At 74.0% G+C, this 15,853-nt stretch carries 12 protein-coding genes and 1 pseudogene; 7 read left to right on the top strand and 6 right to left on the bottom strand.

The window, feature by feature from the left end; all coding sequences use genetic code 11:
- Positions 1 to 226: 226 nt before the first annotated feature.
- Positions 227 to 2,725, top strand: coding sequence for a hypothetical protein (locus ACGFYV_RS09905; RefSeq protein ID WP_393877853.1), 2,499 nt, complete (start codon positions 227 to 229; stop codon positions 2,723 to 2,725).
- A 9-nt stretch (positions 2,726 to 2,734) separates the two neighbouring features.
- Here the strand turns inward: ACGFYV_RS09905 and ACGFYV_RS09900 are convergent, their stop codons facing one another.
- From ACGFYV_RS09900 to ACGFYV_RS09885, 4 genes are all read right to left on the bottom strand, one after another.
- Positions 2,735 to 5,179 (bottom strand): right-handed parallel beta-helix repeat-containing protein, encoded by a 2,445-nt coding sequence (locus ACGFYV_RS09900; protein ID WP_393877852.1) that lies wholly within the window; start codon positions 5,177 to 5,179, stop codon positions 2,735 to 2,737.
- A gap of 228 nt (positions 5,180 to 5,407) precedes the next feature.
- A complete protein-coding gene (locus ACGFYV_RS09895) occupies positions 5,408 to 6,010 on the bottom strand; it encodes a hypothetical protein (protein WP_393877851.1) in 603 nt (200 codons plus the stop codon).
- A 264-nt stretch (positions 6,011 to 6,274) separates the two neighbouring features.
- Positions 6,275 to 7,114, bottom strand: coding sequence for an MOSC domain-containing protein (locus ACGFYV_RS09890; protein WP_393877850.1), 840 nt, complete (start codon positions 7,112 to 7,114; stop codon positions 6,275 to 6,277).
- A gap of 42 nt (positions 7,115 to 7,156) precedes the next feature.
- Positions 7,157 to 7,597: a DUF6643 family protein gene (locus ACGFYV_RS09885; RefSeq protein WP_393877849.1), complete on the bottom strand. Its 441-nt coding sequence runs from the start codon at positions 7,595 to 7,597 to the stop codon at positions 7,157 to 7,159.
- A gap of 286 nt (positions 7,598 to 7,883) precedes the next feature.
- Between ACGFYV_RS09885 and ACGFYV_RS09880 the strand changes: the two are divergent.
- Positions 7,884 to 8,042, top strand: a pseudogene (locus tag ACGFYV_RS09880) (TerD family protein); the annotation flags it as partial.
- Between the two features lie 79 nt (positions 8,043 to 8,121).
- Positions 8,122 to 9,306, top strand: coding sequence for a TerD family protein (locus ACGFYV_RS09875; RefSeq protein WP_393877848.1), 1,185 nt, complete (start codon positions 8,122 to 8,124; stop codon positions 9,304 to 9,306).
- Positions 9,307 to 9,312: 6 nt separating this feature from the next.
- On the opposite strand, the gene ACGFYV_RS09870 is transcribed toward ACGFYV_RS09875, so the two are convergent.
- Complete coding sequence (locus tag ACGFYV_RS09870; RefSeq protein ID WP_393877847.1) at positions 9,313 to 10,497, bottom strand: glycosyltransferase; 1,185 nt, start codon at positions 10,495 to 10,497, stop codon at positions 9,313 to 9,315.
- 58 nt (positions 10,498 to 10,555) lie between these two features.
- On the opposite strand from ACGFYV_RS09870, the gene ACGFYV_RS09865 reads away from it, so the two are divergent.
- A complete protein-coding gene (locus ACGFYV_RS09865) occupies positions 10,556 to 11,350 on the top strand; it encodes a glutamate racemase (protein ID WP_393877846.1) in 795 nt (264 codons plus the stop codon).
- A gap of 139 nt (positions 11,351 to 11,489) precedes the next feature.
- Positions 11,490 to 12,035, top strand: a complete 546-nt coding sequence (locus ACGFYV_RS09860) for a hypothetical protein (protein WP_393877845.1) — start codon at positions 11,490 to 11,492, stop codon at positions 12,033 to 12,035.
- Positions 12,036 to 12,149: 114 nt separating this feature from the next.
- On the opposite strand, the gene ACGFYV_RS09855 is transcribed toward ACGFYV_RS09860, so the two are convergent.
- Positions 12,150 to 13,121, bottom strand: a complete 972-nt coding sequence (locus tag ACGFYV_RS09855; protein WP_393877844.1) for an O-antigen ligase family protein — start codon at positions 13,119 to 13,121, stop codon at positions 12,150 to 12,152.
- Positions 13,122 to 13,651: 530 nt separating this feature from the next.
- Between ACGFYV_RS09855 and lnt the strand changes: the two genes are divergently transcribed.
- Both lnt and ACGFYV_RS09845 read left to right on the top strand, forming a co-directional pair.
- A complete protein-coding gene (gene lnt, locus ACGFYV_RS09850; protein WP_393877843.1) occupies positions 13,652 to 15,262 on the top strand; it encodes an apolipoprotein N-acyltransferase in 1,611 nt (536 codons plus the stop codon).
- Between the two features lie 68 nt (positions 15,263 to 15,330).
- Positions 15,331 to 15,810 (top strand): NUDIX domain-containing protein, encoded by a 480-nt coding sequence (locus ACGFYV_RS09845; protein ID WP_393877842.1) that lies wholly within the window; start codon positions 15,331 to 15,333, stop codon positions 15,808 to 15,810.
- Positions 15,811 to 15,853: the final 43 nt, after the last annotated feature.

The raw sequence follows: 15,853 nt of genomic DNA, 5'->3' as shown, positions 1-15,853 counted from the left end.
TGCACGGGCCGGTACAGGTTGCGCCACTGCCTGTCACGACGCGTGCATGCCGCCCGAGCCCCGTGCGGGCACCCTCCGGGGCCCGCGCCGGCCCCGGGTGTTTGGGCCGGGTCACACGGATCGGGGAGATTCCGTGACGAGAGGTGTACGCGGCCCCGGAATCGGAGAACCTGAACCGCGCACGGACACAGACCGTCGGACGCGTCACGGGGGAAGTGCGAGAGCAGTGGAACGTGCGCAGGAACGCACCGCCGGGCCCCGGCCGGACGCCGCCTTCACGCGGCCCGCGGGAGCAGAGCCCGACCTGGAACTGCTGGTGCACGGAGTCGGCGGCACCACGCCCGAGGAGATGCTCGGCGACCCGCGGACCGTCCGGATCACCGGCGACGACACGGCCGCCGTCTTCCGGCGGGCCGCGGACGTCGAGAACGTCGAGAACGCGGCGGCTGGCGCGAGCACGGCCGCGGGTACCACTGGGAGCGCTCGGAGCACGGCGGGAGCCGCGAGCACCGCCGACGCTGTGGGCACCAGCGACGCCGTGGGCACCGCCGACGCCGCGAGCACCGGCCACGCCGTGGGCACCGACGCCGGGGGAGTGCCCCGGAAGGGGCCCGTGCAGGAGGCCTACGTCTGGTGCAACCTCACCTCCGGCGACGGATCCCGGGCCCTGTGGCTCCTGCTGCTGCCGTTCATGGTGGTCAACCTCGCCCACTGGATGCGCCCCGCCGCGCCCGGCCGCCCCCGCGCGATCCGGCTCTACGGCCTGCTCGTCCGGCTGATCGCGCTCACGCTGACGGTGCTGCTGGTGGCGGCGGCCTGCGAGGTCGCCCTCGACCTGGTCGCCTGGCAGTGCGCGGGCGTCGCCGCCTGCGCCGGCCGGCACTCCTGGCTGGGCTTCCTCTCGCCCACCGCGTCCGACGGCGGCTGGTGGAGCCTGCCCGGCCGCCGGCTCGCCCTCGCCGCCTTGGTCCCCACCCTGCTCGTCGTCCTGCTGTGGTACCTCTCCCACCGCACCTGGCAGGCGTACGAGTCCCACCGGCCGATGTCCCACGGACGCGAACCGGACACCGACGGCAGCGCCCTCGCGCGCCCCGGGTTCTGGTACGGGCGCCGGCTCGTGGCCCGGCTGCGCGGCGCCCACACCGCGGCCGGCCTGCTGACCGTCGCTGCGGCCGTCGCCGTACCCGCGATGCGCTTCGACCACCGTCCCGGCGGCGCCCCCGCACTGGACACGCTCGGCCGGCTCCTCGCCGCGGCCCTGCTCGCGGGCACGGTCGCGGTGGTCTCCACCGTGTGCCTGCGGGGCCGCAGCGAGAACAGCCTCGACCAGCGGCTCGACCGCCGTCTCGTACAGGGCCTGCCGCTCGGCGCGCTCGGCCTGCTGCTCCTCGCCGTGCTGTACGCGGGCTGGTCACGGCCCGGCTGGCGGTCCGCCGGACGGCTGCCCGGGGACCCGGCCTTCGCCGGCCTGATGCTGGCCCAGGGACTGCTCGTCGTGGCCCTCGCGCTCGTCGCCGCCGCCCTGCACCGCCGGCACCCCGACCGGCGCGCCGGTATGCGCGGCCTCGGCGGACCGGCGGTCGCGCTGCTCGCCTGCGCTCTGGGCGGGGTGATGTCCGGCGGGGTCGCGCAGCGCATCGCCGACTGGCTGGACGGCACCCGCGCCCTGCTCGACGGCCCGCCGGTGCTGCTGACCTGGCAGGCGTCGGCGATCCCGCCCATCCTCGCGGTGCTGCTCGTCCTGATCGCCGCCCTCGGCGTGCGCACCGCACGGCTCGCCCGCGCCGAACGCGACCGCGTACGCCACGAGCACCCCGGCGAGCCCGAGGACCCCTCCCGCACCCGGAGCATCGCCCAGGTCCGGGCCATGGCCACGCTCACCGACCGCGTGCCCCTCGTCGTCGCCGTGCTCTCCGCCACCACCCTGGTGCTGGGCGCGGCCGCGCTCGCCGGTGCCCTGGCGACCGGCGAGTCCCCCGACGGGGCGACCCGGCGGACGTTCGAGGCGCTGCGCGCGGTGGCCGAGACCTCGCAGGCGCTGGGCTCCTGGCTGGTCGGGGTCGGCTTCCTGCTGTTCGTGACCTGGGGCCGACGCGCCTACAAGGACGCCTCCGCCCGGCGCACCATCGGCATCCTGTGGGACGTCGGCACGTTCTGGCCGCGTGCCGCCCACCCCTTCGCGCCGCCGTGCTACGCCGAGCGCGCGGTGCCCGACCTGACCTGGCGGATGGCCACCTGGACCGAGCGCACCGGCGGCCGACTGGTCCTCTCCGGCCACTCCCAGGGCAGCGTCCTCGCCGCCGCCGCGGCCTGGCAGCTCGCGCCCTCCGTCCGGGGCCGGGTCGCCCTGCTGACGTACGGCTCCCCGCTGGAGAGGCTGTACGGCCGCTGGTTCCCCGCCCACTTCGGGCCGCCCGCACTGGCCGCGCTGCACCACGACGTCCGCTCCTGGAGCAACCTCTACCGGCTCACCGATCCCATCGGCGGCCCCGTCCACGCCGCACCGGACGCGGGCGTGGACGTCGACCACGAGCCGCTGCGCGACCCGCTCGCCTACGGCCGCACCCCCGAGCACCCGCTCCCCGCACCGATCCTCGGCCACTCCGACTACCAGGCCGACCCCGCCTTCGCCCGCGTACGCGCCCGGCTCCTGTCCCGCCTCGCCCCGGACGTGCCCGGTCCGCGCCCCGACCCGGAGCCGGACCTCAGGGCCACGGGCGCCTGACGACCGGGCTCAGGACAGTTCCGGCAGATCCTCCGCGAACAGCAGGGTGAGATCGTCGGTGCTGGCGTCCTCGACCTGGGCGACCCGGCTCGCGTGACGCTCCACCATCGCCTCGAAGGTCTGCCGCGCGGTGCGGCCATTGCCGAACGCGGGGCCCTTCGGGAGCGCCGTGAAGTACGTCAGCAGCGCGTCCGGGGCGCCCGGCGCCAGCCGGTACTCGTTCTCGTCGGCCTGCTGCTCCACGATCCTGAGCAGTTCGCCGGGACCGTAGTCACCGAAGGTGATCGTCCGTGAGAAGCGGCTCGCCACACCAGGGTTGACGGACAGGAAGCGCTCCATCTCAGCCGTGTAGCCCGCGACGATCACCACGACCGCGTCCCGGTGGTCCTCCATCAGCTTCACCAGCGTGTCGATGGCCTCCTTGCCGAAGTCACGCCCGGCGTCCTCCGGCGACAGCGCGTACGCCTCGTCGATGAACAGCACACCGCCGTGGGCCCGTTGGAAGGCCTCCTGGGTGCGGATCGCGGTGGAGCCGATGTGCTCGCCGACCAGATCCACCCGGGACACCTCGACCAGGTGCCCCTTCTCCAGCACTCCGAGGGAGGCGAGGATCTCGCCGTACAGCCGGGCCACGGTCGTCTTGCCGGTGCCGGGGGAGCCGGTGAAGACCAGGTGCCGCTTGACCGAGGCCGCCTTCAGGCCCGCCTGCCGACGGCGCCGGCCCACCTCGATCATGTCGGTCAGGGCCCGCACCTCGCGCTTGACGCTCTCCAGGCCGACCAGTGCGTCGAGTTCACCGAGCACGGCCTTCGACGTCCGGACCGGCTGCTCCGGCTCGGACGGGGTGACGAGCGGCTCCTGCTCCGTGGCGCGCTGCCCGGGAATCGCCCCGAGCAGTCCGCCGGAGGAGGCGGGGGCCGCCGTCTGCACGGCCGTCTCGCGGGGCGCGGGCGATCGCAGGCTGCCGCTCTCGTCGCTGGTGCAGTCCTCCACCACCGGTCCGGTCCCCGAGCCCGCGTCCGGCCCCGCGTCCGCGAACTCGTAACCCCCGCGCGCGCACCGCTCCGTACGGCACTTGCGCAGCGTCGTACGGCAGCCGTCGAGCACATGGAAGCCGTAGCCGCCACTGCCGGTGACCCGGCAGTTCTGGAAGGTGCCCCGGCCGCCGGCGGACACGTAGAAACCGGCCTCGGACGGGGTGCCGACCGTGCAGCGCTCGATGGTCGGGTCGGCGCCCTTGGTGACGATCACACCGGTCTGGGTGCCCTCCACGGTGCAGTTGTTGAGCGTGCCGCCGCTGCCGTGGTCGCGGAACCACGCACCGGTGGCCGCGTCCCGGATCCGGCAGTCGTCGAGCTGGGCGGTCGCCCCGTCACTCACCGACACCGCCGTGTTGCGCACCTGGGACAGGTCGCTGTCCACCACGTCGGCCCGCGAGCCGCGGTCCAGCACGAACAGGGCGTCCGGCACGTCGTGCACCCGGCAGGAGTCCAGCACCGCCGTGGCGCCGTCGCTCACCCACACCGCCGGATAGTCGCCGGTGCTGTCGAAGATCTCGCACTGGTTCGCGTCGACCCGGGTGCCCGGGTCCCACACCGACAGGCCGTTGCGCCCGAACTGACGCACCGACGTACGGGTCAGCGTGAGCACCGAGCGGGAACGCAGGTCGATCGCGTTCTCCGGGATGTCGTGGATCCGGCAGTCGGCCAGGGTGAGCACCGCGTCCGTGTCGAGCGTGACACCGTCGGCGGAGGTGCGGTGGACATCGCAGTCGGTCAGATGCGCCGTGGCCCGCTGGGTGACCTGGACCCCGGAGCCCCGGACCTCGTACACCTCGCAGCCGACCGCCTCCAGCGCGGAGTTCTCACCGGTCGCGCTCAGACCGACGCCGGAGGCGTGGTGCACCCGGCAGCGCTCCAGGCGCGGATGGGCGCCGCCCCGGACCGCCACCGCGGCCTGTCCCGCCGCGACGACCTCGCACTCCTCGAACACCCCGCTGCCACCGTCGAGCACGGCGATACCGATGCCGGCCGGATTGTCGACCGTGCAGCGACGCACGGTCGGCCGCGCCGAGCCCCGCACCTCGATACCCGCGGCGGACCGCGTCACGATCCGCACGTCCGTCAGCTCCGGCGCGCCCTCCTCGACCAGCAGCGCGGGCGCGGCCGAGTCCTGGCCCTCGACGTGCAGACCCTGCACGACCGCCGAGGCCCGCACGGTCAACGGCACACCGTCCGAGGGAGCGATCCGCACCGAGCCGGGCGAGCCCTCTGGACCTCGCAGGGTCACCGGCCGCTGGACGACGAGGTTCTCCCGGTAGGTGCCGGGGGCGATGGTGAGGACGTCGCCGTCGGAGGCGGCCTCCAGGGCGGCGGCGAGCGACGCGTACTCACCCGTGCGGCGCCGCCACCGCGAAGTACCGGTGTGCGTCACCTGGACCGTGCCCTGTGCCATGGCGTTGCCGTGCCCCCACCTCGTGGTACGTGCGCTCGTTCACCTGCTGGGCGCTGCCGCCGGAGGCGGGAACACGGGCGCGCCCGGCCCACAGGGGCCTCGACGCGTCGCGCTCCGGTCACCGGCGCGCCCTTCGGCTCGCTCGCGTGCGGGTTGATGCCGAGAGCGAGTCGGCCGGTCCACCGTAGCGTGCGCGCGGACCATGGATTGACCAGAGACGGAAGGCCGTCAGCTGCCCGTGCCCGCCTTGCCCCAGTCCGGACCCGCGCGGTCCCAGGCCTGGTCCCAACGCGCGTACCGGCGGCGGACCATGCGCCAGACGACCAGCCGGCGGCCGGCCTCGACCAGTGCGGCGGTCGCCAGGGCGGCGCCGATCCCGGCGAGCACCGCGTGTGTCGTCGCCGTCGCCGGATCCAGCGGGCGGGTGGTTATTCGGCCGTGCGGATCCGTCCAGAGTCCGAAGTGGTCCCCCTGGTGCGGGGACTTGAGGCTCGCCAGGACCGGGCCGTGCTGCCGGGTGCCGTCAGGTGCGGTCCAGTCGGCCAGGACCCGGCTGCGGATCTGCGCGGCGCTGGTGTCGGGGTCGGTCTCCGGCAACGCGTCGCTCAGCTTGCGGACCACGGTGGCCGTGACCAGATGGTGTGAGTGACGCTGGCCCACCACCGCCCGCTGCAGGGAGTCCTGCGCGGTGGTACCGACCAGGGAGCCGACCGCGGGTGCCGCCGCGACGACCAAGAGCAGCGCCACCAGGGCAAGCCAGGCCTCGGCCACGTCGGTTCCCCGGCGCAGCGGATTGCCACGCCAGCGCCACAGACCGCTCAACGCCCGCACATCCCCACCCCCTTCGACTCCGTGACAACCCACGGCGGAGCCGCTCACCCCGAGGCCCGGCCGAGAGAGCGACATCACGTCCGGCCGGCACCTCTCACGAATCTCTCACATCACCTCAACGACCGCGCGTCCCCTGTGGTTCCCGGCCGCAGGCCACGGCGATCGGGAGCCTCGCCGCCAGCCGCCAGCCGCCAGCCGCCAGCCGCCAGCCGTCCGGCCGCTCATCGCCCGGCCGCCCATTGCCCACCGCCCGGCCGTCCGCCACTACGTCAGCACGCGCACCGGATCCCCGACCCGGACCGTGCCGGGCCCGAGGGGTACCAGGTTCTGGCCGAACTGCAGTTGCCCGTCGCGCCGGCGGTGGCGGGCCAGCGTGTGCAGCGGTTCACGGCCGCGCACGGCGCTGTCCTGGTCGGTGGTGGTCACGACGCAGCGCCCGCAGGGCTTCGCGACCCGGAAGACGACCTCGCCGACCGAGATGCGCGACCAGTGGTCCTCCGCCCACGGCTCGGTGCCCGCCACGACCAGGTTCGGCCGGAAACGGTTCATGGGCAGCGGACCCTCGTCGGCGTGCTCGCCCTGTGCGAGCAGGGAGTTGAGGGCGTCGAGGGAGGCGAGCGTGGTGACGAGGAGGGGGTATCCGTCGGCGAGGCTCACCGTCTCGCCGGGCAGCGCGTGGTCCGGGTCGATGGGGCGGCGCGTGGCCGGGTCGTCGAGGTGGACCAGGCGGACGTCGGCACCCACGTACGCACTGCACCAGTCATGAGCGGCGGCGCAGGCGGCGACCGCCTCCACCTTGGTGCCGAAGATGTCGATGAGCACCGTCGCCGCCGGAGCCGCCGCTGCCGGCTCCGGGACGGGCACCGTCAGCGGCGCACGACCGGGCGCGGACAGCAGAAGGCCGCCGCCGGGCAGCAGCTCGGCGGCGGCCATCGCGAGACGTGGCTGTTCGCGCTGCGTGACGACCCTTCCCCCGAGGTCGACAAGAGCCCAGCGCCGGTCACCGGCCAGCCCCCAGGGCTCTACCGCGGCCTGCCGTGGCGACAGGCCGCGGAGCGCCTTGACCGGATGGACGTGGATCGAGTGCAGTGTCGCGTTCCCCATGAGGCCACCCTGCCAGGCGACACGGCGGCCGGGGCGCGCGGATCAGTAGCCGCGGTACTGCTGGTTGTTGTACGGGTCCTGGTAAGGAGCCTGCGGGGGGCGCGGCGCGGCCGGACGCATGGCCTCGTATCCCGTGCCTCCGCCGTTGGTCATCGGACGCTGCATCGGCGCCTGCTGCCCGGCGTAGCCGCGCGGCGCACCGGCCTGCTGCGGGATGTACGCCGTGGGCGCCTGCTGCAGCGGCGCGGACTGCGCCATCTGCGGGTAGCCGTACGCGGGGGGCTGGGGGGAGGGGGCCGCCGGGAGGGCCGGCAGCGCCGACGGCAGGGCGGGCAGGTTGCTCGCCGATTCGTAGGCGGCGGGGACCCGGATCGGGGCGATCTGCGGGGTGCCCCGCTCGGCCACGAGCGAGTCGTAGATCGGAGTGTCCGGGAAGGAGGCGGAGTAGTAGCCGCCACCATAAGTGGAGCGGGGGGAGGTCATGGCACATAAGTTAAGCCCACGATGTGCTGGTTGGGGAGACCGATAAGAGGGTTGTTTTCCGTGTCGGCAGTGACCTGGTGTCCCTAATACGAGCGAACTTGGCAAAAATGGACTCCGGCCCCCGTTTGAATCGTGTAAAGGCCAAGCTCCCACAGGGTTACCGGCGGTTGACCGGCGATCTTCCTGTGCCGGTCCCGGGAGTTCAGCGTGGCTGGAATACGTTGAGCGGGTAGGGACGACCCTGGCGGCCGGGAGCGTCCGGGACGCCGAAACCGAGGGGGCCGACATGTCAATGCCGAAGGGATCGAACGCGCCGGTGCCGACCGCCGCGCTGCGCGTCGAAATGCGCTGGCGCCCGGGACCCGGTGTGCCCGACGCGGACGCCTCGGCGCTGTTGCTCGTGGCCGGAAAGGTTCGCTCCGACCGGGACTTCGTCTTCTACAACCAGCCCTCGCACCCCTCCGGCGCGGTCCGCCACGAGGGCAAGCGCGATGCCGGCGACCACGTGAGCGACACCCTTTTTCGTGGACCTCGCGCGCGTGGAGGGCGCGATCGAGCGGATCGTCCTCGCGGCCTCCGCCGACGGCGGGACCTTCGGACAGGTCCCGGACCTGGCCATCGAGGTGACCGACGCGGGCACGGGCGCCGTGGTCGCCCGCTTCGACAGCCCCGGCGCGAGCGTGGAGACGGCTTTCGTGCTCGGCGAGTTCTACCGCCGCCAGGGCGGTTGGAAGTTCCGCGCCGTGGGCCAGGGGTACAGCAGCGGACTGGAAGGTCTGGCGACGGACTTCGGCATCACCGTCGACGAGCCTCAGCAGGGCGCGGTGCCGCCCGGCCAGACGCCCGCCCAGGCGTCCGGCCGCACGCCCGCCCCGATGCCCGCACCTCCCGCAGCGCCTCCGGTGGCTCCTCCCGTGACCGCGCGCCCACCGGCAGCCGTACCGCCACCGCCACCGCTACCGCCATCACCGCCATCACCACCGGTCGTCCCGCCGTCCCCGCCGCCTTCGGGCACCCCGCTGACCCACCTGCCCCCACCGCCCCCGGGCTCGACTCCCGCGCCTCTGCCCCCGCCTCCCTCGGCGCAGCCGGTCCGGCTCTCCAAGGTCACGCTCACGAAGGCCGCGCCGTCCGTCTCGCTGACCAAGCAGGGCGGCAGTTCCGGAGCCATGCGGGTCAACCTCAACTGGCAGGTGCGCGAGCAGTTCCGGGGCCGGGGGCGTCGCCGGGGAGACGTCGACCTCGACCTGGGCGCCCTGTACGAACTCGCCGACGGCCGGAAGGGCGTCGTACAGGCTCTCGGTAACGCCTTCGGTTCGCTGAGCCGGCCGCCGTACATCCACCTCGACGGCGACGACCGCACCGGTGGCCTGGCGAGCGGTGAGAACCTCACCGTCAACCTCGACCACACCCGGGATTTCCGGCGCATTCTCGTCTTCGTCACCATCTACGAAGGCGCCAGTTCCTTCGCCGACCTGCACGCCACCGTCACCTTCCAGCCGCAGAACGGCGCCCCGGTCGAGTTCTCGCTGGACGAGTGCACGGTCCCCTCGTCGGTGTGCGCGCTCGCGCTGATCACCAACACGGGCGGAGACCTCGTCGTACAGCGCGAGGCGCGGTACCTGGTGCCGGAGCGCGGGGTGAGCCCGCAGCGCACCATGGACCGCGCCTACGGATGGGGCATGAACTGGACGCCAGGCCGCAAGTGACTCCGCTCAGCCCTCGTCGGGAACGGCGCCGGGGCGCGTGTAGGTACGGCCCTTCCAGGCCGCGCCCCGGCCCCGGTAGTGCTGCACCGCGGAGTCGACCGTCATCAGGAGGTAGAGGAACGCGGTGAACGGCAGCAGGGGAGCGAGCCACAGCGGCTGCCGGTAGTAGCGGAGCATCGGCACGTACGTCGCCGCCATCACCGCCCACGCCGCCGCGCCGACGGCCGCCGTCACCGCGTCGCCCGTGACGGCGCCCGTCACCACCGCCGCGGGCGGCACCAGGTACACCAGGGCGAGTCCGGCGACCGTCCCGAGGAGCAGCAGCGGGTTGTGCCGCAGCTGGGCGTACGCGCTGCGTGAGACCATCCGCCACAGGTCGTGCAGCCGCGGGTAGGGGCGCACGCTGTCCACCCGCTCGGCCAGCCCCAGCCAGACGTGGCCGCCGACGCCCTTCACCGCGCGCGCGAGCGCCACGTCGTCGATGACGGCGTGCCGGATGGCGTCCGGGATCCGTGCCCGCTCGGCCGTCTCCGCGCGCAGCAGCACACAGCCGCCCGCCGCAGCCGCCGTACGCGACCCCTTCCGTCCGATCCGGCGGAACGGGTACAGCTGCGCGAAGAAATAGACGAACGCCGTGACGACCAGTCGCTCCCACAGGCTCTCCACCCGCAGCCGCGCCATCTGCGAGACCACGTCGAAGCCGCCGGTACGGGCCGCTGCCACCAGCTCGCGCAGGCTGTCCGGGGCGTGCGCGATGTCCGCGTCCGTCAGCAGCAGGTATTCGGGGCCACGCGCGCGTGCCAGCCCGATGCCGTGCCGCACCGCCCACAGCTTGCCCGTCCAGCCCGCGGGCGGCTCCCCGGGCGAGGCCACCGTGAGCGGCAGCCCGCCGTGCCGCCGGGACAGCTCCCGGGCCAGTTCCCCGGTGCCGTCGGTGCTCCCGTCGTCCACGAGGACGACCTCCGCCCGCCCGGGATACTCCTGGGCCAGCAGCGAGGGCAGACTCGCGGGCAGCACGGCCGCCTCGTCACGGGCCGGGACGACCACGCACACCGACGGCCACGCCTCCGGTTCCCGGCGCCGCGGCAGCCGGACGTCCGTCCGCCAGAAGAAGCCCTGGCACAGCAGCAGCCAGCACCAGGCGGCGAGGGAGGCGAGTGATACCACGGTCGTCCACGCGAGGGCGCTCACGGCCCGAAGTCTGCCCCACCGGACGGGCCCGCAGGGGGCGATCGTCTATCGTGGCCGGGTGAAGATCGCGCTCATGGACTCCGGAATCGGCCTTCTGGCGGCCACCGCCGCGGTACGGCGCCTGCGGCCCGACGCGGATCTCATCCTCTCCCTCGACCCCGACGGCATGCCCTGGGGGCCGCGCACCCCCGAGGACCTCACCGGGCGGGCCCTGGCCGTCGCGGAGGCCGCGGCGGCCCGCCGGCCCGACGCCCTGATCGTCGGCTGCAACACCGCCACGGTGCACGCCCTGCCCGCCCTGCGCGCCCGCCTGGAACCGGGCGTCCCGGTCATCGGCACCGTCCCGGCGATCAAGCCGGCCGCCGCGGGCGGCGGCCCCGTCGCCATCTGGGCGACCCCCGCCACCACCGGCAGCCCGTACCAGCGCGGGCTCATCGCGGACTTCGCGGACGGCGTCCAGGTCAGCGAGGTGCCCTGCTGGGGGCTCGCCGAGGCCGTGGAGCACGCGGACGAGGCGGCCATCGGCGCCGCCGTCACCGCCGCCGCCGCGCTCACCCCCGAGGACGTGACGACCGTCGTCCTGGGCTGTACCCACTACGAGCTGGTGGCGGAACGTATCCGCACCGCCGTGCGGCGCCCCGGTGCCGCCCCGCTCGTCCTGCACGGCTCCGCCGGAGCCGTGGCCGCCCAGGCCCTGCGCCGCCTCGGTGAGCTGCCCGCCCCCGACGCCCCGGCCGAGGGAACCCTGACCGTGCTGCTGAGCGGCCGCGAGGGCGAGCTGCCCGCGCCCGCGCTGCACTACGCCGAGGGGCGCCTTCTGCCCGCCGTCGGCCCCTTCGCCGACCGGCGCTGACACCCACGACGGGAAGCCGCGGGGCCACCGGGCCGCCATGGGCTGCCGCGCGCCCGCCGGGCGGCCCGGCGGCCCGGCCGCACCAGTGACTGTCCGCGAGCAGGTACCCGCGCAGCGAAACCTGAGTAACCTCGTAGGCATGAGGGACCACCGCGACGCCGAGGACCTTCCCCTCCCCGACGTCTGGACCGGGCGCGCCACCAACCGTGTGCAGTGGCTGCTGGCGCTGGTCGGCGCGGCCTGCATGGCGCTCGGTATCGAGCTGGCCGTGGCCGCGCCCTGGACCTCGGGCACCGCCCCGCTGGTGATGGCCGTCGTCGGCTGTATCGCGGCCGGCCTCCTCGTGCTCTTCGGCACACTCGCCTTCGTGCACGTCGACCTCAGGCTCGACCAGGAGTGCCTCGAAGTGCGCTGCGGCCACATCGGCCTCCCACGCCGCCGCATCCCGCTCTCCCAGGTCGCCGGCGCCGACTTCACCCCGCACGTCACCCCGCGCCAATGGGGCGGCTGGGGTTACCGCTGGCGCCCCGAGAAGGGCACCGCGGTCGTCGTGCGCCGCGGCGAGGGCATCGTGCTCAGCCTGTGGGACGGCCACACGTTCACGATCACCGTGGACAACGCGGAGTCGGCGGTACGGGTCATCAGGGACCGGCTGAGTACGATCACGCCCGGTACGGCGGCCTGACACCGCGCCACGATCCCAGGCCCAGGCCCACGCCCCGCCTCCGACCCTTCTGCGCCTCCGACCCTTCTGCGTCTCTGGGGCAACGGAGCCTCAGGGTCCCAGAGTCCCGGAGCCTCAGAGCCTCGGACCGTCGGCCTCCTCACCGGCCCACGGTCGTGCTGTCGCCCAGCCGGCCAGCAGTCCCGCACCCGCCGTCACCGTCGTGAAGCTCAGCGCGTTGCCGACCGAGGCGATCACCGCGAGTGCCGTCAGCGCCGCGCCCGCGGTCAGGGCGACCGGGGTCGGGCGTGGGGTCCGCCACAGCGCGTGGAGGACCCAGCAGAAGGTGGCCGCGAGCAGGAGCACGCCCACCACGCCCTGTTCGGAGGCCTGCTGGAGCGGCGCCGAGTGCGGCTTGCCGTCGGGCAGAGCCCTCGTCCCGGTGGTGCTCAGCTCGCCGAAGCGGCCGGGGCCCACTCCGAGACCCGGGGCGCTACGGGCCAGTCGCAGCGCGTCCTGCCACAGTTCGAGCCGGTGCGGGGCGAACCGGCCCTCCAGCGCCGCGCCGGGATCACCGGGCAGGGCGCCCGCCGCGACCGCCCACACGGCTCCGGCCGTCACGAACGCCACCAGCGCCAGGCCGGCGATGCCCACGCCGCGGTGGCGCATCGAGCCCGCGGCGAGCGAGCACAGCAGTACGGCGACGCTGGCCAGGCAGCCGATGGCCGAGCCGACGGCAGCCGCGGTCAGGGCGACGGCGACCGCGAGCACCCGCAGGCCGAGCCGCAGCGCCGGTACGGAGGTCGACCAGGCGGCGCAGCACGCCGCACCCGTGGCCAGCGCCGGCAGGGCGGCGCTGGCACCGGCCTGTCCGAGCGGGGCGAGGTACCCGTGTCCGGGCAGGACATCGGGCATCAGCACGGTCAGTGCGAGCCCGGCCGCCGCCCCCGCGCCGGGCGCGGCCACCGGCAGCAGCGCCCCGGAGATCCTTCCCACGGCGTAGCCGGCGGCCGTGGCGAGCACCGCGAGCAGGACGCCCTCCGGCCGTCCGTCGTGGACGGCGGCCGTGATCAGCGACCAGGCGGCGCAGGCGCCCAGCAGGATCATGCCCGCCCCGTCAGAAACGTTTCTCCTGATGCGATCCGCGTCCGCGCCTGTGGCCGTGCCTGTCGCGGACGTCATCCCCCTCGACCCCACCCGTCGCCCCCCGTACCCGTCCCCCGTGTCGCGGCGAACCTCGGCCGTACACACCGGAACCGGCCGCACCGCCGAGGCTGGCCACACCGTAACGGCTGATGACCGGTTTGTGGACGAGTCGCTGGGAATCGTCGTGATTCCCGCAGATCGTCGGCACGGGCGCGGGTCGTGCCGGCGGTCCGCGCGGGTCGTGCCGGCGGCGTGCGAGGGGCTTGTTGACGGTCTGCTCCGGTCGGCGTCGGGCGGGGTGCTGACGGTCTGCACCGGTCGTGCCGACGGTCTGCGTCGGGCAGGGTGCCGCCCCGCGCGTGGACCGTGCCCGTTGCCGTGCGGCCAGGGGACGGTTCGTGCTTCCGCGCAGGTCGGCCGCCCTGTCCGTGCCGTCGGTGACGAGCCGACCGTGCTGTCGGCGGCGAGGCGCGCCGCCGTACACTCCCCGGGTGACCGTCACCGCAACTTCCGTGGACCAGCCGGACCATCTGCAGCCGCCCTCCGTGCAGGGCGCGCGCGGCCGTCGGCTCCTGCGCCTGGTCCCGGCCCTCGCCTCCGCGCTGTGCGGAGTGCTCCTCTACGTCAGCTTCCCGCCGCGCACCCTGTGGTGGCTGGCCCTGCCCGCCTTCGCCGGGTTCGCCTGGCTGCTGCGCGGTCGCGGCTGGAAGGCGGCGCTCGGCCTCGGCTACCTCTTCGGGCTCGGCTTCCTGCTGCCGTTGCTGGCGTGGACCGGCGTGGAGGTCGGTCCCGGTCCCTGGCTCGCGCTGGTCGCCATCGAGGCGGTCTTCGTCGCCCTCGTCGGTGTCGGCATCGCGGCGGTGTCCAGGCTGCCTGCCTGGCCGGTGTGGGCTGCCGCCGTGTGGATCGCCGGAGAAGCGGTACGCGCGCGGGTGCCGTTCCGCGGTTTCCCCTGGGGCAAGATCGCCTTCGGGCAGGCGGACGGCGTCTTCCTGCCGCTCGCCGCGGTGGGCGGCACCCCGGTGCTCGGTTTCGCGGTCGTCCTGTGCGGCTTCGGCCTGTACGAGGCCGGGCGGCTGATCGTCGAGCGGCGCCGTACGCAGACCGTCCGCAAGGCGGCCGCTGCCGCCGCGCTGCTCAGCGTCGCCGTGCCGGTCGCCGGCGCGGTCGCCGCCCGAGCGCTGGTCAGCGACAAGGCCGAGGGCGGAACGGCGACGGTCGCGGTCGTCCAGGGCAACGTGCCGCGCGCCGGTCTGGAGTTCAACGCCCAGCGGCGCGCCGTCCTCGACTACCACGCGCGCGAGACCCTCAAGCTGGCCGCCGACGTGAAGGCCGGCAAGGTCCCGAAGCCCGACTACGTGCTGTGGCCCGAGAACTCCTCGGACATCGACCCCTTCGGCTACCCCGACGCGGCTGCCGTCATCGAGGGGGCGGCCAAGGCGGTCGGTGTGCCCATCTCGGTCGGCGCGGTCGTCGAGAGCGACGGGAAGCTGCTCAACGAGCAGATCCTGTGGGACCCGGCCAAAGGGCCGGTCCAGACCTACGACAAGCGGCAGATCCAGCCCTTCGGCGAGTACCTCCCGCTGCGCGGGCTCGTCGGCGCGATCAACAAGGACTGGACCGGCATGGTCCGCCAGGACTTCAGCCGGGGCACCGAGCCGGGCGTGTTCGACATCCACGGGACCAAGGTCGGCCTGGCCACCTGCTACGAGGCCGCCTTCGACTGGGCCGTCCGCGACACCGTCACGCACGGCGCGGAGATGATCTCCGTACCGAGCAACAACGCCACCTTCGACCGCAGCGAGATGACCTACCAGCAGCTCGCCATGTCCCGCATCCGCGCCGTCGAGCACAGCCGGACCGTGACGGTGCCCGTCACCAGCGGGGTCAGCGCGGTGATCATGCCGGACGGGCGGATCACTCAGAAGACCGGCATGTTCGTGCCCGCCTACCTGGTCCAGAAGGTCCCGCTGCGGACCTCCGAGACACCCGCGACCCGGATGGGCATCCTGCCCGAGATGGCCCTGGTGCTGGTCGCCGCGGGCGGCCTCGGCTGGGCGATCGGGTCCGGGATCCGGGCCAGGCGCTCGGGTGACGCGTAGCCGTACGCGCGTCGACAGCCCGCCGGCGCCGCCCGAGGTGCCGGCTGCGGCCCGTTAGGGTCGGTCCCATGGCTACTCCTGACTTCATCCGCACGATCAGGGCAAGCGCGGGCCACCAGTTGCTGTGGCTCCCCGGCGTCAGCGCGGTCGTCTTCGACGACCAGGGCCGAGTCCTGCTGGGGCAGCGCTCGGACAACCACCAGTGGGCGGTGCTCTCCGGAATCCCGGAACCCGGGGAGCAGCCGGCCGCCGCCGCGGTGCGCGAGGTCTACGAGGAGACCGCGGTACGGTGCGTCCCCGAGCGGATCGTCATGGTGAAGTCCAGCGAGCGCGTGACGTTCGGCAACGGCGACATCTGCCAGTTCATGGACATCACCTTCCGCTGCCGGGCCGTCGGCGGCGAGGCCCGCGTCAACGACGACGAGTCGGTGGACGTCGGCTGGTTCGAGGTGGACGCACTGCCGCCCATGGACGAGCGCCATCTCGTCCGGATCAAACAGGCCATGTCTGATGAACCCACATGGTTCGACCCCACGACTTTTGAATGAAGTATGGAGTGTGACCACATGTGGTCGGGAGAGGGTGCTCCTT

The organism is Streptomyces sp. NPDC048297 (genome assembly GCF_043201585.1).
Taxonomy (GTDB): Bacteria; Actinomycetota; Actinomycetes; order Streptomycetales; family Streptomycetaceae; genus Streptomyces.
The sequence above is the reverse complement of the archived record's forward strand: the minus strand, read 5'-3'. Positions and strand labels throughout refer to the sequence as shown.